This window comes from Cystobacter fuscus, assembly GCF_044360685.1.
In the GTDB taxonomy this organism is placed as follows: domain Bacteria; phylum Myxococcota; class Myxococcia; order Myxococcales; family Myxococcaceae; genus Cystobacter; species Cystobacter fuscus_C.
Window position 1 is genome coordinate 10,746,647 of the sequence record NZ_CP043491.1, and the last position, 17,860, is coordinate 10,764,506.

Consider the following 17,860-nt stretch of genomic DNA (forward strand, 5'->3'; position numbering starts at 1 on the left):
CTGGCGGGTCGCGTGACACGGAAGCATTGCAACCTCCGTGCACCCTTACCGTGGGCGGAAGCGAACACGGCAAGTCCCGAAAGCAGGCGAAATGGCGGACGGACGGTGAACCGGCCCCGTCATTCCTACAAATCCGGCCCTGAAAAAAACGGAGCACCCGGGGTAGCCAGGCGCTCGGGGGAGTTCAGAGGAACTTGTCGCGCTTGCGGGCCTTGAGGGCCTCGACCACCTTGCGCACGTCCTGGCTCTTGTCCTTGGGGACGACGAGCACCGCGTCGCCCGAGTCCACGACGACCATGTCGGTGAGGCCCACCACCGCGAGCGGCCGCTTGTCGGCGAGCACCACGCAGCCCTTGCAGTCCACCACCACCGCCTCGGGGCCGGAGACGACGTTGCCGTGCTCGTCCGCGGGGCGCACCTCGGGGATGGCCGAGAAGGAGCCCACGTCGGACCAGCCGAAGTCGCCCGGCAGCACCGCGAGGTTCTTCGCCTTCTCCATCACCCCGTAGTCGATGGAGACCGAGGGCAGCTTGGGGAAGACGCGCTTGAGCGTGGCCGGGAAGGTGCGCTTGCCCACCGTCTTGCGCAGCGCGTCCAGGCCCTTGCGCATCTCCGGCATGTGCTCGTCGAAGGCGGCGAGGATGGCGTCCGCGCGGAAGACGAAGATGCCCGCGTTCCACACGTACTCGCCCGAGTCCACGTAGCGCCGCGCCGTCTCGGGGTCCGGCTTCTCGCGGAAGGCCTTCACCTGACGGCCGCCCCCCGGGAGCGCCTCGCCCACCTGGATGTAGCCGTAGCCCGTCTCCGGCCGCTGCGGCGTGATGCCCAGCGTGACGAGGTGCCCGCCGGCCGCCACGCGCGCCGCCTCGGTGAGGACCTTCTGGAAGCCCTTGGTGTCCGCCACGTGGTGGTCCGAGGGCAGCACCACGAGGATGCCCTCGGGGTCCTTCGCCGCCACGGCCAGGGCCGCCAGCGCGATGGCCGGCGCGGTGTTGCGCGCCACCGGCTCCACAAGGAGGTTCTTCTTGGGCAACCCCTTCACGAGCCTGGCCGCCTGCTTCGCGTGCGAGGGACCGCAGACGATGAGCGTGTCCTTCACCGAGGCCAGGCCCTTGAGCCGGGAGACGGTGTCGGCGATCAGCGGGTTCTTCGAGGCGAGCGGGAGGAACTGCTTGGGACGGGCCTTGCGCGACAAGGGCCAGAAACGAGTGCCGGAACCACCGGCCATGATGACGGGATGGATTGCCATGGGCGGCGCAACATAGCGCCTCGTCCGCCGCCCGCCAGGGGCTCGACTGTCTGGTTACCCAACGAGTTCGGGCAGGAGTTTTGACCCGGGGGCCAAAAGCCAGTCTCATGTCGCCCGCGTTGGAGTCCAAGCACACATCGGTCGGGTTGACGCTCGCCCTCACACTGGCACTCGCGGTGGGGCTGTCGCTCGCCCCGGTGCCGGAGGCATGGCGTCCCATCCCCAGCCTCGCGCGGGGACCGGTGGTGCCGCAGTTGGTGGCGCTCGTCACCACGTCGAGCGCCGCCTCCAAGCGCAAGGCCGTGGGCGTGGAGCCCGACGCGGAGCGCAACACGCCCGAGGTGCCCCTCCTCCCCGAGGAGGACGAGCCCGAGCTGGCCTCGGCCGGGAGCACCGACGCGGGCGTCCCGCTCGAGCCCGTGGCCCCCGTGGCCCAGGCCGAGGCGGACTCGCTGGGACTGTCGGGCCTGGGCGCCGCCACGCGCGAGGACGCCCTGCGCCTGGAGGCCCTGCGCGAGAAGATGGAGGCGCGGCACGTGGACCTGGAGCCCGGCTGCCGGCGCCAGGGGCCCTCGGGGTGCGAGGAGAGCGGACTGGCCCCCTTCTTCCAGGCATTGCGCGCGCTGGACGAGGGCCGCCGCACCGTGCCCGTGCGCGTGGAGCACCTGGGCGACTCGCTCATCGCCTCCGACCACATCACCGACGTGGCGCGAGATCGCCTGCAGGAGCGCCATGGCTCGGGGGGCAAGGGCTTTCTCTACATCGATCGCCCCACGCGCTCGGGCCGGGGCACGCGCGCGGGCCAGGCCTCCGCGGGCTGGGAGTTCACCCGCATCATCGACCGTGCCCCACCGAAGGATCGCCTGCCCATGACGGGCGTGGCCTTCGCCGCGAACGCGGGGGCCCAGGACGTGCGCTTCTCCGTCGAGGACGCGCGCACCGCGGAGATCTTCTTCCTCGCCCAACCCGGCGGCGGCTCCGTGCAGGTGTTCGTGGATGGCAAGCCGCTGCAACGCGTGCAGACGCGCTGGAGCCCGGCGGAGGTCGCCTCGGCCCGGGTGAAGCTGCCCGAGGGCGCCAGGACGCTCACGCTCAAGACGCGCGGCAAGGTGGAGCTGCATGGCGTGTCGCTGGAGAACGGCACCCCGGGCGTGGTGTACGACACCCTGGGGTTGCCGGGCGCCTACGCGGGCGTCTTCCTGCGCACGCACCCGCCCTACTTCCGCTCGCAGATGCGCCAGCGCAAGCCGTCGCTGGTGGTGCTCATGTTCGGCGGCAACGAGGCCTTCCGCCTGTCGCGCGAGTGGACGAACCTCGAGGAGATCAAGCAAGAGGCCGAGCAGCTGGTGAAGCGCGTGCGCGAGTCCGCGCCGGACGCCGCGTGCCTGGTCTGGTCTCCCATCGACGCGGCGGTGCGCACGATGGGCGGCGAGCTGGTGCCGCGCCGGGGCTCGCGCGCCGTGGCGGACGTCTTCCGCGAGGTGGCCCGGGACGGCGGCTGTGCCTACTGGGACGCGCTCAGCGCCATGGGCGACGAGGGCTCCGCCATCCGCTGGCTGTCCGCGGGCCTGCTCAACGAGGACCTCATCCATCCGCGCGCCAAGGGCTCGAACCTGCTCGGGCACCTCTTCGACCTGGCGATCCAGCGTGCCTATGCCGCGAGCGCCCCGCCCCGCGTGGCCCTGGTGGACCCGCCCGGACTCCAGCACGCGGACAAGGCCCTCGCGGCCACCTTCAAGCACCTGCTCGCGCTGGAGAAGGGCGAGGGCTCGCGCGTGGGCATCCTCCAGTTCGGCGCCGCGCCCACGGACACGAGGCCCTTCACGGAGGCCGTGCGCGGCGCGCTGACGAAGCGCTTCGGCGACGCGGGCCGGGGCTTCATCTCCGCGGGCCCGGCCTCGGAGGGGCTCGCCGCCGTGGGCGTGACGCGCGAGCTGACGGGTGACTGGACGATGGAGGACGCGCTGAAGGCCGCCGCGCCCGGACAGGCCTTTGGCCTCGGGGGCGTGCGCGCGGTGGGAGCGCCCCAGGCGGCCTCGCGCATCCGCTTCTGCGAGGGCTGCCCCACGGCCACCACGCCGCCCGCGCGCCTGTCGCTGTACACGCTGGATGGACCCGGTACCGGAGGCCTGGAGGTGACGGTGGATGGCGCCGCCGTGCCGCCCGAGCCGCCGCCGCCCGAGCCCTTCACCACCCCCACGGTGCGCGTGCGCTCCTTCCCCGTGTCCGGCACCGCGCACGAGGTGGTGGCGCGCAACACGGGCGGGGGAAGCCTCACGGTGCTGGGCGCGGCGTTGGACCTGGAGCAGCCGGGCATCGGCTATGAGGCCGTGGAGCTGCCGGAGGCCACCGCCACCACCCTGGCGGGCCTCGAGCCCCAGGCGCTCGCCGCGCAGCTCTCCTCGCGCCAGCCGCGCCTGCTCGTCTTCACGTATGGCCAGAACGAGAGCGGGCGCAAGGACGTGGATGCCCAGGCGCTGCGGGCGGACTACGGCGCGCTCATCGCCCGGCTCAAGAAGGACGCGGGTGGGGCCGAGTGCCTCGTGCTCGGCGCGCCGGACCGGCAGGAGCTGCGGCCGGACGGGACATGGGAGGACGCGCCGGGGCTGGCCACGGTGGTGACGGTGCTGCCCGAGGTGGCGCGCGAGCAGGGCTGCGCGTACTGGTCCGCGCGGGCCGCCATGGGCAAGGGCGGCATGGCGCGCTGGCAGGCCGAGGGCCTGGGCCACACCGACGGAAGCCGTTTGACGCCCGAGGGCGAGGAGAAGCTCGCGGGCCTGTTCCTGAACGATCTGCTCGCGGCCTACGAGTCCTTCAAGGCCCAGCCCCCGGCGCTCGCGGTGGAGGGCCGCTGACGTGTACTTCCACAGCCTCCAGTTCCTCTTCTTCCTCACCGCCACCTTCGCCCTGTACTGGGCGGTGCACCGCCACAAGTGGGCGCGGCTCGGCGTGTTGATGGGGGCGAGCGTCCTCTTCTATTCCATGTGGACGCCGTGGCCGCTGCTGCTCTTCGCGGGGGCCACGGCCATCAACCACCTGTGCATCAAGGGCTTCCGGCGCTTCGAGTCGCAGGGGCCGCGCCGCGCGCTGCTCACGCTGTCCATCGTCAGCACGCTCGGGGTGCTGTGCACGTTCAAGTACGCGGACCTGTTCCGCGAGAGCGCGCGGGTGCTGCTCGCACCGCTGGGCATGGCGGTGCGCGCCGAGCCCTTCGGGCTGCTGTTGCCGGTGGGACTGTCCTTCTTCACCTTCCAGGCGCTCAGCTACGTCATCGACCATTACCGGGGCGAGATTCCGAAGGAGCGCACGTACTTCGAGCACCTGCTCTACCTGCTCTTCTTCCCGCACCTGGTGGCGGGGCCGATCGTGCGCGCCTCGCACCTCATCGAGCGCTTCGACGACGTGCCCTCGCTGACGGCGGAGCAAGGGGGCCAGGGGCTGTACCGGATCGCGGTGGGACTGGCCAAGAAGCTGGTAATCGCGGACGTGCTGGGCAGTGGGCTGGTGGATCCGGTGTTCGCCACGCCGGACGCGTACACCTCGGCCGAGTGCTTCGTGGCGGCGGTGGCCTACAGCTTCGAGCTGTATTTCGACTTCTCGGCGTACTCGGACATCGCGATTGGGACGGCGGCGCTCTTCGGCTTCAAGTTCGAGGAGAACTTCAACCGGCCGTACCTGGCGACGAACCTGTTCGAGTTCTGGAGCCGCTGGCACATCAGCCTGTCCACGTGGCTGCGCGACTACCTGTACCGGCCGCTGGGCGGCAACCGGGTGTCCAAGCCGCGGGCGCTCTTCAACCTCATGGTGGTGATGGGGCTCGGAGGCCTGTGGCACGGGGCGGACTGGCGCTTCGCCATCTGGCCTGGCGCACGGGCGATGGAGTGCCAAAAGCCGAAGGAACCGAATGCTGGCCAAGCTCGCTATTTGAAATGCCAACGTGAGCAGGGTGATACTGGCGGTGTGCCACGTGAGTTGAGCGGATTAAAAAGGTGCTACGAGATACTTGTATCGTGCGCGTCTCCCGAAAGGGCTCGGCGACGACCTGATATTCGTCCTCATGGACGATGTACCCGGGCCGTCGTTCCTCGATGACGTCCACCTGGAGCCCATGCGCCTCCAGGACCCTGGCCAGCACATGCATGCGCGCGATGTGCTCTCTCGCCGTCGGCTTGAACCAGCTCAACGCGACATTCGCCGCATGACGCTTCCGCGAGCGGGAGAACATGTCGGGTCTGTCCAGATTGTCGAAAAGCCAGGCAAAGACTTCATCGCACACCTCCTGTTCCTCGGGCAGTAGAAGGTCATCGTCCCTGAGTTCCCTCAAGGCTTGCAGTATTCCCTGACGTCGGCCTGAATCCGGATCGAGTCTGTTGATGACGAAGCGGATGAACATCCCAGGCTCCAGGAATATCGGGGGGGAGTGCGACCTCACACGGAGTCCTTGAGTCTTCAGGCTATCCGCAGCGCGATCCAGGTTCCAGTCAGCTCGCCGATGTGGTTCTCCTCCGTGGGTCCGGGCACATGGGCGAAGTCCTTTGACTTCACCCCGTGGGGGTGAGCATCGAGCATCTGCTGCTGGAAGTACCTGTTCATGACCCGCTTCGGAGCCGCTCCCCACTCCCCATGACGACGCTCTCCTCGCCCCCTGTCTCTCGTTGGCGCCGCTTGCTGGCGGTGCTGCTCAGCATCACCCCAGGCTGTGGCCACGTGCTGTGGGGCCGCTGGCGGCGAGGGCTCGTGTGGCTGGGAGCCTTGTTGTTGGCGCAGGCCTCGCTGCCACTCACGGGCTTCGCCGGGCTGATGCTTGGGCTGGGGGTAATCCTCGGCGCGGCGGTGGACGTGGCGAGGCTGCCTCCGCCGGAGGCGGGCGTACCGCGGCTGTGGCGGGTGCTGCTGACCCTGGTGGGCTTCTGGATGGGGTCCGGCATCGTGGCGAGCGCCTCCCGCAGGTGGCTGGCCGAGCCCTTCACCATGCCCTCCGCCTCGATGCAGCCCACGCTCCTCCCGGGAGACCAGTTCTATACGGACAAGCGGGTGGCGAGTCCGTGGGGCCGGCCGCTGGAGCGAGGCGAGGTCATCGTCTTCCAGCATCCTGAGCAGTTCGGGCAGCGCTACGTCATGCGCGCGGTGGCGTTGGCGGGTGAGGCGGTGGAGGTGCGCTGCGGATGTCTCTCCATCGACGGCCAGACGGTGGACAGCCGCCCCTCCGGCGAGGAGTCCTCTTGCATGGACTCCATGGACTTCCCCACGAGCGACGGGTGCCCGGAGGGCATGGAGACACGCGAGACGGGGTGCGTGGTGCCCGAGGGACACGTCTTCCTGCTCGGGGACAACCGGGACAACTCCTGGGACTCCCGCTTCTGGGGGCCACTGCCGGTGGAGAACGTGGTGGGCGCGGTGCGCTTCATCCACTTCTCGTGGACACCAGGAGAAGGAATTCGTTGGGCGCGGCTCGGCACCAAGGTGCGCTGACCCGGCGCGCCTCCCCACCTGCACCGTTCGTGGTGCGGAGCAATACGCCTGGGGAGTGCGAGCGGATGGGACTTGCGGTAGCTTGCTGCTTCCAGCGGGATGATCACCGGGGGGCACCACATGGCGAAGGACTGGCACGAGACATTCAAGACGTGGGCGAAGCCACCGAGCGAGACGGAGGAGGCCAAGGGAAGCCATGCGGCGGAGATGATCCGCAAGGCCATCCGCGGCAGTGAAGTACTCGCGGTGAAGAACATCGACGTCTACGCCACGGGTTCCTACCGCAACAACACGAACACCCGCCTGGGTGGCGATATCGACGTGGCTGTCGTGCTCAAGGATGCGGCCTTCTACGATCTGCCGCAAAGCGGGCCGACCTTTCAGACGCTGGGCATCAAGGAGGGCGGAGTCGTCTATGGCTTCGCCCCCTTCCGCGAGGATGTGGGCAAGGCCCTTCGAGCCGTTTTCGGAGTGAGCAATGTCACTGCGGGCCCCAAGGCCTTCAACATCCGTGAGAACACCAACCGGATGGACGCCGATGTGGCGGTCTTCCTGGAGCACCGGCGGTACACGGGCGAGAAGAATCGTGACGGGCAATGGGTTTTCCACCGTGGGGTGGAGATGCGCCCGGCGTATGACTCCTCGCGCAGGATCATCAATTGGCACCAGCAGCACTACGAGCGAGGAGTCGCGCGCAACGATGCGACACGGCGGCGTTTCAAACGCATGACCCGTATCCTCAAGCGGTTGCGCGATGAGATGAAGGAGCAGGGCTCGTCCGAGGTCAAGGCGGAGGCGAACGCCGCGCCATCCTTCCTGCTCGAGTGTCTCGCCTTCAATGCCACCGATGCGTGCTTCAACCGTGTCGAGGGCAGTTACTATGAGGACGTGAAGGCGGTCATCCTCGAGTGCTGGAGCAGGACGCGGGATGATGCGCAGGGCGCCTCACTTGTCGAGGTCAGCGGGATGAAGCCGCTCTTTGGTCCGGGCCAGCCTTGGACCCGGACGGATGCCAACACGTTCCTGGCGCGGGCCTGGAACTACGTGGGCTTCAAGACGTAGGAGTCGCTGATGATCAACCGCTTCGCTCTCACCCTGATGATCTGCTTCGCGGCGGGTTCCTGGGCCCTCCTGCTGAGCGCCAACGGCTGGGTGATACCCCGCTCTTTCTTCGCCCCCCTCTCTGGGGTCGTCAGCGTGCTCTCCGTGGGATTGATGGCCTTCGACCGGTGGCTCTGGTCTCTGCCGGGGATCAACCAACTCGTGGACCGTCCTCGGCTGAAGGGAACCTGGAAGGGGACACTCGCCTCGAACTGGGTGAACCCCGAGACCACGCAGAAAGTGCCTCCTATCGAGGCGTATGTCGTCATCCGGCAGACGTACTCGACCCTTCACGTCCGGATGTTCACGCACGAATCCCAATCCATCACCCTCACTGCGACCATCATGCGAGATGCCGACGAGCAGTACACCCTGGCTGGCATCTACAGCAACGAGCCCAAGTTGTCCGTGCGTAGTCGCAGTCCCATCCATCACGGTGGGCTCAGACTGCGTATCGAGGGAAAGTCGCTGTCCGGCATGTATTGGACCGACCGCAATACCCACGGCGAGATGAGATTCGAACGGGTGTCGGACTCGTTGGCCCATGACTTCCAGCAGGCCCAGGCACTCTCGACGCCAGCGGTACGCTAGAGCAGGTTTTCGGCTCGAGCGTCAGGACAACACCCATCTCGGCGCGCCGCCTATCGCAAGCGCTGCCGCGTTGAGTGCCTATTCAATCGCTTGAAGCAAAACCGGCGGTTGGCGACGCGCTACGAGAAGCGCGCCGCCAACTACCTGGCGATGGTGCACATCGCCTCAATCCGGCTCTGGCTCTAATTTGCGGACACGCCCTAGGCCGTTCAGGGTGGAAGTGGTAGTCTCCCGCCCTGGGAGGTCCGACGGTTACGCCGAGCCGACGCCTCGGTGAGTTCGCACCGGCAGGCAGGTGGGACGTCCGGCTCGAACGTTGATGACGACGGATTGACCTGGGGGCAGAGCATGTCTCAATTCTGGACGCTGACTGGAGACTTCTCCGACTACATCGTCGTCCTCGCGAGAGACAGGGCACTGCTGGCCGGATACCCGCGTGCCTCCCCGTCGGCCATCAAGGACAGGCTGGGCTTCTGGGCCGAGAACAAGAAAGAACGCGAGATCCTCGAGAAGATCTACGCCGCTCTTCCGGGGAACGCCGTGAAGGTTTCCAAGAAGACCGCTGTCCAGGTCTCCACCCTGAAGACCGCTCTCGACAAAGCCTTCCTATATGGAGACCTCCTTGCATCCGAGGTCAAGTACCCCTTCGCCGTCTTGGGAGAGGTCGTCGTCCGCGCTGCAGATAAGGGCAAGCGCACGGCTCCCATCAACAAACCTGGCTTCATCGATAGTGACGACGGCAGCAATATTCGCACTGGGCCGTGGGAACTGGGCGGCCAGTTGGTGCGGACGAAGCCTCTGCCACCCGCGACCCCCGTGTTCGTGAGCGGGCCTCATCCCGACAAGCCAGAATGGTGGTACGTGACCGCGTATGCGAAGGACGGCATCTTCCGGGGCTACGTCCAGGGCTTCCGCGTCAACGTCGATCTGCCCGAGCCGACCGCCAGGTTGCACCAGCTCGAGGAGGGGGACACGGCCGAGGGGCTCGCGGTCAAGATGTTCTCCAGTTCGGTTCGCAAGGGCCACGATCTGCACTTCTACGAGAACGTCCTGCTGTACGTGAACCAGCTGAAGAAACGGCCGGGCATCACCGGCACCTACCGCGACCCGAGTTATTTCGACATCGTCTTCGGCGACACCAGAAGCAATATCAAGCTCATCAAGAAAGAGCGGATCTGGCTGGTGAGCCCCGCTTTCGCCAAGACACTCGAGGGCGTCGTGCCCTCGGGCTCGTTGACCGGCGGGATGGTCGCCGATCTCAAGGAACTCGCCGCGGCGATCGAGAGGGGCATCAAGCGGGCCGCCCAGTCCGTGGTGGACGTCCTCAAGAGCATCACTGACTCTCCGAAGTACATTGACAAGATTCTTCGCGAGGACGCAAAAGTCATCCGCGAGAACCTCGATCAAATCCTCGGCGTCATTGCGTTGTTCCTCCTGGCGGAGGGCGTGTCGGCGCTCCTTGCCGCGACTCCGACGCTCATTGGCCAGCTCGTCGCCATTGGCATCCAGCTCGTGTTGGCTGCGCTCGGAGCGGCGGCCCTGGCCGAGGGGCTCGTCACGGCGGCCGAGTATGGGGCGGAGTGGCTCCGCCTTGCGATTCATGCGGGCGGCAAAGCCGAGGACATCGCTCTCGCGAGCGAAGAGTTTCTCAAGATGTTACAGGCGATCGCACTGGCGGCCCTGTCGTACATGGGCGTCAAGGGGAATTGGAACAAGGCGGTCAAGCTCGGGAACTCGCTACCGCCCCCCTCCGCGATGGCCGTGGCAATCGCTCCCAATGGCACCAGGGTCGTGGTTGGGACTGCGCGGCCCATCACTGGGGTGGCCATTGTTCCGCCCGGAGCAAGCGGTCCGCTCGGCGCGGCGGACGCAGTGAAAATGCAGGCTGAGAAGAACGGCGGCTCGTCGTCGAAATCACCGAAGGCCAACGAGGAGGCCCCCGTCAAGAAGGCCGACGAAGAGGCCGCCGCCGAGAAGGCCAAGGACGCCGCTGCGAAGCAAGCCACGGAGATTGCTGCGGAAAGGGCCAAGTGGAGGAAACACGTCCATGAGGGTGACATCAAGCTCGACCCTCAATCGCCCTATCACCAGAAGTGGGATGGCAATGGTCTCCACAGCTGGGAAGGGGTCCTGAAGGTATGCAAACGAGATGGCTTCAATGTCGAACATGTCATCCAGGATCCGGTGACGGGCGTGCGACGCATCAAGCTCCGTCGTTCTGGGATCCACCCCAAGACGAAAAAGCCGGTCTCCGGCCTCGAAGACAAGACCATCTATCCGAAGGATCTTACCCTCACGCAGATCGACGCGGCTGGAGAGGCCGCACTGGAAGCTGCCGTCCAGAAGAATCCCGGCACCTCGTGGAGCCCACCTGGAAACACGATCAAGGCGGGCCAAGTGGTTCCTGTAAATGGCTATTTCAAGGCGCAGGTAAAGGTAGGAAATCCTCCCCGAACCCTCGAAATCGAAGGTTGGTATATAGAGGCGTCCAACGGGACGAAGATTATTAGATCGCACGCGCCCAAGTACGATATGAACTGGCCGGCTGTTGCACCAAAGGACTACTGAGATGCCAAATCCCGACAGCACTCTCCTCGCGCGAGCGGAACGTCGACTCCCCATTGACAAGGAAGTCCTCAAGTGTTGGCCGTGCGTTCTGCAGGGTCTTGAGCTTGGCTGGCTGGGTCGAGACGAAATCCGAGAGCTGCTCGCGGAGCTGCGCCAAGAGAACAGCTATGGCGTCCAGGAGTTGCAGTTCGAGCACCGTGGCGACCGACTCCACGTCTCGTTTCTCGATCAGCAAGCCGTATGTTCGCCAGCTGCTATGATCAAGGAGTTGGAGGCGCTCATCGCGCCGTGAGTCTCAGGGGCCCGGCGAAGCTCGCTGAATGGAGTGCGAGCGCCAGAGCTGGCTTGTTCAGTCACGCCGAAAGCGAGCGCTTACCGGCCGACCGGTGGGTCGCGTCGAGAAGGTCAGGTCGAGCGTTCCGTCGCTTCGCTCCGTCCGGCGCGCGCAGTCCTGCGTGCCCGAGGAGGTGTCAAAGAACTCGTTGCACTATCTCCCCCCCTCAGTCGTACCTACGAGTCGTCTGACACCCATCTCGGGCCCGCCTCCCCCGACCGATTGCCGTCAACGCGCGTCCAAGGCATCGAGCGCGGCAGAGGTCAACGCCACCACCGGTTTATCGGCACGATTCGATTCGCTGGTGCCAACCGGTACGCCCTTGAGGTCGACCTCGATGAACCTCCCCCCTTCGAGTCGAAAGCCGCCGCCACGCTCGAACATCACCAGCAGCGGCTCGAAGGGCTCCGCCGCCGAGCTCGGCACCTGCGGCAGCTTCGTGCCCGCATCCAGCAGCGTGGCGAAGTTCAGTGCCCGCATGCAGGTGCGTACCACCAACTCGCCTTGCGACTTGGCGGCAAGGTCAGCCTCCACTCGCCGAACCACGGCCGGGCTGGCCCGTATCTTCGGGTTGATCACCTCGGCAATGTCGAAGAAGGGCCATTGCTGTGCTTTCACAGCCGGGGCCCACCAGGCAGCGCGGCGCAGGTACTCGAACACCAGGGTCACCCGGGAACGGGTCTTCTCGTACGAACTCTCCCAATCGACGGCCATGATGCGCCTGGCGGTTGTGTCGGCGTGATCGGCCATTACTTCCACCTCTTCTTCATCTTCAAGATGTTTTGCACCAACCTATCCAAACCACTCTTCCAGCTTGTTGGCGGCGACCACCACCTCGTCCCCCCTTGTTCCGCCGAGCGTCGGTGGGCGCGCAGCCCGCCCCTGTCCCCGCCCTGCTCAAATCCCCTGACACAGGTTCCCCGCCTGGGTGATTCAAACCTCCTCGAACCGGGCACCCGTCACGCCCAGTCGTTGCATCGCCTCCTTGATGCTTTCCGAGACGATGAGGGCAATCTCCCATCCCCAGGGACGGAAGATACGGGCACCTCCGACCTGTGTGGGAGTGATTCTCAAGCCGTACACGGAAAAGTATCGCCCGGTCTTCTCTGGAACTCCGTCTTCGGGCGTCCAGTAATTGACCTCTTCGCAAGCGGCATCATCGATGCACTTCACGATGCTCAGCACATTCAAGAGGCAATATGGCTCGGGCTGTGTCTCAACATTCGCCGGGATGAGCTGGACATCGGCTGGCGCCAGCTCGGCCAGGACCGAGGCCACCTTCTTGTGGACGACCAGCGCTGTATCCGCCAGGGAGAAATCGAGCGCTCTTCCGGGCTGTAGGAAGGGAACTCGAACAGGCCCGCTAACGCGAAGTGGATGACCCGCGAGAAATACGCCACTCAGAGGCTGGCCCGTCCGCTCATCGGTCGGGGTTCCCAGTATCCATCCACCAGGGACATTCACATCGTCCATCAACTGGAAGTAGCGCATTCGCTGGGTGTTCCTATCTTGCCGCTGGCGTCGTCATCCACTGGTTCAGCCTTGTTCCAGGAGTCGAGCACTCCGGCAGTGGCCAGTGTCCGTCCTGTCCGCGCGACGAGATGGTCGTAGTCCGCCAGGGCCTTCTCCGCGCCCGCGAGCTTGTCGCTGAGCAGGGCCCACTGCTCCGGCGTGAGTTGGCCACGGGTCGCCGTCAATGCCGCCTTCGCATGGGCCAAGCGCATGGCGATCTCCGCGCTCGTGTCGCCGTAGGCGGGGCTTGCCCCGAGGAGAAACGCGGCCACCGCGAGCCATGTCCCGATTGCCTTCGCCAACATTCCGGCCTCCTCGGCGTTCGCGAGCGTACCCGCACAGCGGGGCTCGGAGCCATCGCCACCGTTTGCCGTCATGGCGGCACCGTGGTCTCCGTCCCACTTCCACCCGACGTGACGTCCGCAGTAGGCTGCGCCGCATCACCTCTTGAGAGGGCTCTCACATGGGCAACAGCCACGACCGGACGGGTGGAAGACTCGGGCCGTATCTCCTCGACACGCGCTACCAGGAGCTCGATGAGCCCGGCGGCCAGGTCTACGCGGCCCACCACGTGGACACCGGCCGCCCCGCGCTGGTGCTCGTGCCGAAGCCCGAAGACACCTGGGCACCTCGCAGCGACTGGACCGCGCGAGTCACCTCCCAGGTGTCTCCTCCCTTCCTCGCCACGGAGTTGGAGCGTCCTCCTCCGGCCGACGCCGACGCCCTCTCCGATGTGGACCTGGGATTCATCCGGCTCGCGGGGGCCATGGCCGCCGTGGAGGACCGGGAGGATGCGAACACCGCGTTCACCCAAATGCCCACGCCCCCGCCCAGCGAGAGACACACAACACGGGTCCCGGGCTGTCGGCACGTGGGGACGGGTGCACTCGTCGCGGGAGTGCTGGTGCTGGTGGCCGTGGTGCTCTGGCCCCGCGGCCTCGGTTCTCCGGTGCGGGGAGCGGACACGACCGAGCCCACGCCCGCCGAGCCCACCTTCTGGGCCGACCAGGCAGACGTCGATTCCGCCATTGGCTACCCCATGCCCAAGGACCCGTTTCCCGGGCAGCTGAAACCTCCTTGCGGCAGTGAGGCCTACGTGGAAATCCGGGGCGCCTGCTGGCACCAGGGAAAGCACGATGCACCCTGCCCCAAGGGCACCGCCGAATACGAGGGCAAGTGTTACATGCCCGTGCGCGCCAAAAAGCCGGAGCCACGCTCGCTCGAGCCCTGACACCGCGTCCCACCGCCGAGCCGTTCGCGCTCTCCGGCAAGGGGTGAGACGCTCCCTACGAGTCGTCTGACACCTGCGGAGGGGTGACGGATGTGCGGGGGCTATCGCACGTGCCCGAGCGACAATTCGTGTCACTCGAGTTCATTGGCGCCCACGAGAAGGACTCGCAGGTCCTCGGGAATCGGCATGGGGGTGAGAATGCCCACGTTGGCGCCTCCCGTGTTGCCGAGTGGTGCCCGGCCGAGCAACGAGCCAGGCCCGGCCACCAGGACTCTCGCGAGCTGTCCGAGCAGCTCGCGCCCATCTCCGCGCCGCCACCCGAAGGCGAACATGAGGCAATGCACCCAGACATGGGGCCCGGCATACGCCTGGCTCAAGATGTGGGCCCGCTCAAGGTGACGCCAGGCACGCGGCAACCCACCCTCCCGCTCCGCCTCGACCGCCTGGCGCAACTCGGCCTCGAACGCGGCACGCAGCTTCGACTGCATCGGCATGATTTTCCTCCTCCGTGACCACGTCACCTTCTCGCGAGGGGGGAAGCACGCGCTTGTAAGAACTCGCTATTCCGCCGGGGGGAGGACCCACCCGACCACGCCGGCAACCTCCGAGGGAGACAGCCCGAACATGCGGCGAAAGACGTGGCTCAGATGGGCACTGTCGGTGAAGCCCGCCACGTGCGCCGCGTCGGTGAGAGTCGAGCCATGCCTCAGGGACTCGGCGGCGCGGAGAAGCCTCAGCCACAGGATGTAGGGCCGGAGCGGGAGGCCCACCTCGGCGCCGAAGAGATGGGAGAGCCGGCTGGCGGAGAGCCCCACCCGGGCGGCGAGCACCTCGAGGCGCACGTCGTCCGCGAGCATCCCTGGCAGGAGGCGCAGCAGTCGCTTCACCGCCGGATGAGCGGGTCGTGGGTCCGCCACGTCCACCTGGAGCGCGAGCGTCATCGCCCGCGCGAGCGCCTCGGCCTCGTGCCAGTGCCGTGGCAGCGCTCGTGGGGCAAGCGCCACGAGACGCTCACCCGCCCGCTGCCAGTCGGCTACCGAGTCCCTGGCCAGACCGAGCGTCCGGAGGCTCCGCCCGACGAGGTCATCCGGGGAGACATGCAACAGCACCGCGGCACTGGCCGCACCGAGCACCGCGTGCCCCACATCCGGCGGGATGACGGCCGCCTCGCACTCCTTGACCCGCTGGTGGCAGTCCCCTAGCGCGACCGGCTCCCCGAGCGAGAGCACCAACTGAAAGCTGTGGTGGGCATGCAGCCGCGTCTCGCCCAGGGGTCCCGCGTAGAGCAGGCGCCCGGTCCCGAAGAAGAGATGCCCTCTCCACTTGGGATTCGCGGCCACGCTGCCTTTGTAGCGCATCTGGGCGGAGGTGTTTGACATCTTCTCGAGGCTCACTGCTCGGGCGGCCCCCGTCAGCGGCCCTCCTCGGCTCCTCCGCTCCGAGGAGGTCCGAGGAGGTGTCAAAGAACTCGTTGCACTACCTCACGCCCCCCGAGTCGTACCTACGAGTCGTCTGACACCCATCTCGGGTGCGGCGGAGGTGCGCTGGCGGTTCCCCAAGGGGAAGGCCTGTACATGATGGGCACGGGTGGCACACTCTTGTTTTCGGAAGGCGCTGGCGCATTGAGCCCGGGGGCCTTCGCTTCCGTGGGCCTGGGGGTGGACCATGCGCGCTGAGCTACCAGGGACAAGGGGAACGGGGCTATTGCTCGCCCTGGCCATGCTGTCCAACGCCTGTGCATCGCCGAGGAGGCCAACGCCTGGCCGGGGGATGAGCCTGCACTACACGCCGCGCGAGGCCACGGAGACCGCGCTGGCCGGAGGATCGGGCGAGGCGTCTCCGCTCACCCGATCCTCCCAGACCAGGCCCGACAGTGCGGAGCGGCAGCACCGGCGCCGGGACTCGCGGGAGGCCGTGACGGCGGCGGGTCCTGGCCGGGTGGAGGGGAATGCGTGGCTGAGCACCCTCTCAACCCATGTGGCGTTTCTCGGTGCCGTGGACGAGGTCTCCACCTCCTCGCGCCGCGTCTCCAGCGAACTCTCCAGGCTCAAGGCCAGCCACCTGGGCATCGCCGGCGCAGGCAGCGGCATCTTCGTCCGCTACGTCGAATATGGAGAACGTCAACGGCGGTGGATTGACGCCGAGCTCGCCGCCACCACCCGGCTGGCCACTGCCGCCTCGGAGGTGGAGGACTCGGACATGCGGCTCGCCCTGCTGCGTCTGGCCGGCCCACGGCTGGAAGCCGCCATGATGGGCTCCATTCTCCTGGCCGTCTGGGTTGACTTCCTCCACCTCACCGACGCCGCGCTCTCCCGGCACCTCCTTGGAGTGGAGACGCTGTTCGTGAAGATGGACCGCATCCAGAAGATGCTCGAGCCCACCATGACGGCGCTCTCCTCGTTGGAGCCGGAGCAGGTGGAGGCCGCGGCGCAAGACGTCCCCGCCCTGGTCGGCCACCTCACCGGCGAGTTCGCCGCACTCCGTGAGGCCATACGCAAGGGGGCGGAAGTCCTCCAGAAGGCGCTGGCACTGAAGGATGCCATGGAGGCCCTCACCACGCTGTCGGCGCTGAGGTTCTCCCTGCCCCGGCTGCTGCCGCGAGCCGGTCCCGCCACTCTCGGCGTGGGCTTCATGGTGAGCACCAACGGCGTGATGATGGGCACACGGCTCATCGTCTCCGCCGAGTGGGTGGAGATGATGCGCCAGTTGGTGCGAGCGGGCGTCCTCTCCGTGCCTGCTGTCACCGCCGCCGTGCGGATTCAAGCCGGCCATGTGATGATGGCCGAGGCGCACGGCGAACTGCCCAAGGGCGTGCGCGAGGCGCTCGGCGATGGGCCCGAGGTGCGGGGCATGCGCGTGACGGGCAAAGCGGGGGCCGGTATGGCCGAGCCCCCCCGACACCACGTCCTGCCCAAGGAGTTCCGCGAGTGGTTCGAGAAGCGCGGCTTCACCGGCGAGATGGAGATCGACCAGTTCTGCGTCAGGCTGGAGCAGGCGCACCACGAGGCCATTCACGGTGGCGGCGACTGGAAGCTGGGGCGCACATGGCCCGGTGAATGGAACCGGATGATCATGAAGACGCTGGACAAGGCCGAGGCCAGAGCTGGCCGGATGTTGACGCGAAATGAGATCCTGAACATCGTCGCGAAGGCGATGGAGGACTACTTCATCCCGATGAATTTCATCCCGTGGAGAGGGCCATGAGCGACGGACATCCTTTTCAGGGCAACTGGGTGGCACGCCTGTACGAGCGGGTCCGCGAGCGGGGTTACGATTCGCTCACCGCCTTCGCGGATGCGCGCCCCACCATGCCACTGCATTTGCTGGCCAAGGAACTGGGCAAGGACGATGTTGCTGGGGTGCAGGTGCTGCGCGGGCTGCTCGCCGAGGCGGAGCGACGTAAGCAGGTCACACGCTTTGTCCGCGATGTATTCGTGCGCCTGTGGACCCAGAGCGTCCCCGAGGGTTGGCCGGTAGTGCTGGACGACGCCAACCGTTTCAAAGTTGCCGAGGCACTCGGCCGATGGTCCGCGTACACCCCTGAAACTCACGAGGAGCGCGTCACGAAGGCCGGCGATGCGCTCCTTGCTACGCCACCGTCGCCCGGGTGGCGCCCGCTCGGCCCCGACGACGAGCTGCTGCTCACGCTCCTGCCCGACAAGGAAGTTTGATCCTCCCCTGTGGACCTCACCCGCTGGACTCCCCCAAGCGGGAGCAGAGCCGAAGCCACAGGAAAGCCCCAAGCGCTCTCGTCGGCCCCTCTGCACCAACCCTCCACTATATCCCGGTGGCCGCCCAGGGA

Annotated in this window: 17 protein-coding genes and 1 pseudogene; 11 read left to right on the forward strand and 7 right to left on the reverse strand. The window is 66.9% G+C overall.

Annotated features, from left to right (window positions below):
* Window positions 1-184: 184 nt before the first annotated feature.
* Window positions 185-1,249, reverse strand: a complete 1,065-nt coding sequence (locus F0U63_RS43945; RefSeq protein ID WP_395840491.1) for a mannose-1-phosphate guanylyltransferase — start codon at window positions 1,247-1,249, stop codon at window positions 185-187.
* Window positions 1,250-1,356: 107 nt separating this feature from the next.
* Here F0U63_RS43945 and F0U63_RS43950 point away from each other — a divergent pair, with 107 nt between their 5' ends.
* Both F0U63_RS43950 and F0U63_RS43955 read left to right on the forward strand, forming a co-directional pair.
* Window positions 1,357-4,104 (forward strand): GDSL-type esterase/lipase family protein, encoded by a 2,748-nt coding sequence (locus F0U63_RS43950; RefSeq protein WP_395840494.1) that lies wholly within the window; start codon window positions 1,357-1,359, stop codon window positions 4,102-4,104.
* 1 nt (window position 4,105) lies between these two features.
* Window positions 4,106-5,341, forward strand: coding sequence for an MBOAT family O-acyltransferase (locus tag F0U63_RS43955; RefSeq protein ID WP_395840496.1), 1,236 nt, complete (start codon window positions 4,106-4,108; stop codon window positions 5,339-5,341).
* A 357-nt stretch (window positions 5,342-5,698) separates the two neighbouring features.
* Here F0U63_RS43955 and F0U63_RS43960 read toward each other — a convergent pair whose 3' ends face one another.
* Window positions 5,699-5,842 (reverse strand): hypothetical protein, encoded by a 144-nt coding sequence (locus tag F0U63_RS43960; protein ID WP_395840499.1) that lies wholly within the window; start codon window positions 5,840-5,842, stop codon window positions 5,699-5,701.
* 30 nt (window positions 5,843-5,872) lie between these two features.
* On the opposite strand from F0U63_RS43960, the gene lepB reads away from it, so the two are divergent.
* The 6 genes and pseudogenes from lepB to F0U63_RS43990 all read left to right on the forward strand — a co-directional run bounded on the left by lepB (window position 5,873) and on the right by F0U63_RS43990 (window position 11,273).
* Complete coding sequence (gene lepB, locus F0U63_RS43965) at window positions 5,873-6,721, forward strand: signal peptidase I (RefSeq protein ID WP_395840501.1); 849 nt, start codon at window positions 5,873-5,875, stop codon at window positions 6,719-6,721.
* A gap of 120 nt (window positions 6,722-6,841) precedes the next feature.
* Window positions 6,842-7,783 carry a nucleotidyltransferase domain-containing protein gene (locus tag F0U63_RS43970; protein ID WP_395840503.1) on the forward strand — a complete coding sequence of 314 codons (942 nt, stop codon included), beginning with the start codon at window positions 6,842-6,844 and terminating at the stop codon, window positions 7,781-7,783.
* Between the two features lie 9 nt (window positions 7,784-7,792).
* A complete protein-coding gene (locus tag F0U63_RS43975) occupies window positions 7,793-8,413 on the forward strand; it encodes a hypothetical protein (protein ID WP_395840505.1) in 621 nt (206 codons plus the stop codon).
* A 42-nt stretch (window positions 8,414-8,455) separates the two neighbouring features.
* Window positions 8,456-8,599, forward strand: a pseudogene (locus F0U63_RS43980) (transposase); the annotation flags it as partial.
* A 162-nt stretch (window positions 8,600-8,761) separates the two neighbouring features.
* The gene (locus F0U63_RS43985; protein ID WP_395840507.1) at window positions 8,762-10,981 is read left to right on the forward strand and encodes a hypothetical protein; all 2,220 of its coding nucleotides are present in this window, start codon (window positions 8,762-8,764) and stop codon (window positions 10,979-10,981) included.
* Between the two features lies 1 nt (window position 10,982).
* Complete coding sequence (locus F0U63_RS43990) at window positions 10,983-11,273, forward strand: hypothetical protein (protein WP_395840509.1); 291 nt, start codon at window positions 10,983-10,985, stop codon at window positions 11,271-11,273.
* Window positions 11,274-11,543: 270 nt separating this feature from the next.
* Here F0U63_RS43990 and F0U63_RS43995 read toward each other — a convergent pair whose 3' ends face one another.
* The 3 genes from F0U63_RS43995 to F0U63_RS44005 all read right to left on the reverse strand — a co-directional run bounded on the left by F0U63_RS43995 (window position 11,544) and on the right by F0U63_RS44005 (window position 13,204).
* Entirely contained in the window at window positions 11,544-12,065 is a 522-nt protein-coding gene (locus F0U63_RS43995) for a hypothetical protein (protein WP_395840511.1), read from the reverse strand.
* Between the two features lie 183 nt (window positions 12,066-12,248).
* Window positions 12,249-12,806, reverse strand: coding sequence for an imm11 family protein (locus F0U63_RS44000; protein WP_395840513.1), 558 nt, complete (start codon window positions 12,804-12,806; stop codon window positions 12,249-12,251).
* Entirely contained in the window at window positions 12,788-13,204 is a 417-nt protein-coding gene (locus F0U63_RS44005) for a hypothetical protein (protein ID WP_395840515.1), read from the reverse strand. The genes F0U63_RS44000 and F0U63_RS44005 overlap by 19 nt, the downstream gene beginning before the upstream one ends.
* An 86-nt stretch (window positions 13,205-13,290) precedes the next feature.
* Between F0U63_RS44005 and F0U63_RS44010 the strand changes: the two genes are divergently transcribed.
* A complete protein-coding gene (locus tag F0U63_RS44010) occupies window positions 13,291-14,058 on the forward strand; it encodes a protein kinase (RefSeq protein WP_395840518.1) in 768 nt (255 codons plus the stop codon).
* 131 nt (window positions 14,059-14,189) lie between these two features.
* On the opposite strand, the gene F0U63_RS44015 is transcribed toward F0U63_RS44010, so the two are convergent.
* Together F0U63_RS44015 and F0U63_RS44020 are read right to left on the reverse strand one after the other, a co-directional pair.
* Window positions 14,190-14,552: a DUF3703 domain-containing protein gene (locus F0U63_RS44015; protein ID WP_395840520.1), complete on the reverse strand. Its 363-nt coding sequence runs from the start codon at window positions 14,550-14,552 to the stop codon at window positions 14,190-14,192.
* A 66-nt stretch (window positions 14,553-14,618) separates the two neighbouring features.
* The gene (locus F0U63_RS44020) at window positions 14,619-15,437 is read right to left on the reverse strand and encodes a helix-turn-helix transcriptional regulator (protein WP_395840523.1); all 819 of its coding nucleotides are present in this window, start codon (window positions 15,435-15,437) and stop codon (window positions 14,619-14,621) included.
* 391 nt (window positions 15,438-15,828) lie between these two features.
* Here F0U63_RS44020 and F0U63_RS44025 point away from each other — a divergent pair, with 391 nt between their 5' ends.
* Both F0U63_RS44025 and F0U63_RS44030 read left to right on the forward strand, forming a co-directional pair.
* Window positions 15,829-17,262, forward strand: a complete 1,434-nt coding sequence (locus tag F0U63_RS44025; RefSeq protein WP_395840525.1) for a DUF2380 domain-containing protein — start codon at window positions 15,829-15,831, stop codon at window positions 17,260-17,262.
* Window positions 17,259-17,729 (forward strand): NUDIX hydrolase, encoded by a 471-nt coding sequence (locus F0U63_RS44030; protein ID WP_395840527.1) that lies wholly within the window; start codon window positions 17,259-17,261, stop codon window positions 17,727-17,729. The genes F0U63_RS44025 and F0U63_RS44030 overlap by 4 nt, the downstream gene beginning before the upstream one ends.
* Window positions 17,730-17,860: the final 131 nt, after the last annotated feature.

Bases quoted from the DNA above. Each gene is read 5' to 3' on its own strand.
- F0U63_RS44010 (WP_395840518.1), top strand. From the start codon at position 13,291: ATGGGCAACAGCCACGACCGGACGGGTGGAAGACTCGGGCCGTATCTC.
- F0U63_RS43960 (WP_395840499.1), bottom strand. From the start codon at position 5,842: ATGAACAGGTACTTCCAGCAGCAGATGCTCGATGCTCACCCCCACGGG.
- F0U63_RS44030 (WP_395840527.1), top strand. From the start codon at position 17,259: ATGAGCGACGGACATCCTTTTCAGGGCAACTGGGTGGCACGCCTGTAC.
- F0U63_RS44015 (WP_395840520.1), bottom strand. From the start codon at position 14,552: ATGCCGATGCAGTCGAAGCTGCGTGCCGCGTTCGAGGCCGAGTTGCGC.
- F0U63_RS43975 (WP_395840505.1), top strand. From the start codon at position 7,793: ATGATCAACCGCTTCGCTCTCACCCTGATGATCTGCTTCGCGGCGGGT.
- F0U63_RS43995 (WP_395840511.1), bottom strand. From the start codon at position 12,065: ATGGCCGATCACGCCGACACAACCGCCAGGCGCATCATGGCCGTCGAT.
- F0U63_RS43985 (WP_395840507.1), top strand. From the start codon at position 8,762: ATGTCTCAATTCTGGACGCTGACTGGAGACTTCTCCGACTACATCGTC.
- F0U63_RS43945 (WP_395840491.1), bottom strand. From the start codon at position 1,249: ATGGCAATCCATCCCGTCATCATGGCCGGTGGTTCCGGCACTCGTTTC.
- F0U63_RS43990 (WP_395840509.1), top strand. From the start codon at position 10,983: ATGCCAAATCCCGACAGCACTCTCCTCGCGCGAGCGGAACGTCGACTC.
- F0U63_RS44020 (WP_395840523.1), bottom strand. From the start codon at position 15,437: ATGTCAAACACCTCCGCCCAGATGCGCTACAAAGGCAGCGTGGCCGCG.
- lepB (WP_395840501.1), top strand. From the start codon at position 5,873: ATGACGACGCTCTCCTCGCCCCCTGTCTCTCGTTGGCGCCGCTTGCTG.
- F0U63_RS43950 (WP_395840494.1), top strand. From the start codon at position 1,357: ATGTCGCCCGCGTTGGAGTCCAAGCACACATCGGTCGGGTTGACGCTC.
- F0U63_RS44005 (WP_395840515.1), bottom strand. From the start codon at position 13,204: ATGACGGCAAACGGTGGCGATGGCTCCGAGCCCCGCTGTGCGGGTACG.
- F0U63_RS43970 (WP_395840503.1), top strand. From the start codon at position 6,842: ATGGCGAAGGACTGGCACGAGACATTCAAGACGTGGGCGAAGCCACCG.
- F0U63_RS44000 (WP_395840513.1), bottom strand. From the start codon at position 12,806: ATGCGCTACTTCCAGTTGATGGACGATGTGAATGTCCCTGGTGGATGG.
- F0U63_RS44025 (WP_395840525.1), top strand. From the start codon at position 15,829: ATGAGCCTGCACTACACGCCGCGCGAGGCCACGGAGACCGCGCTGGCC.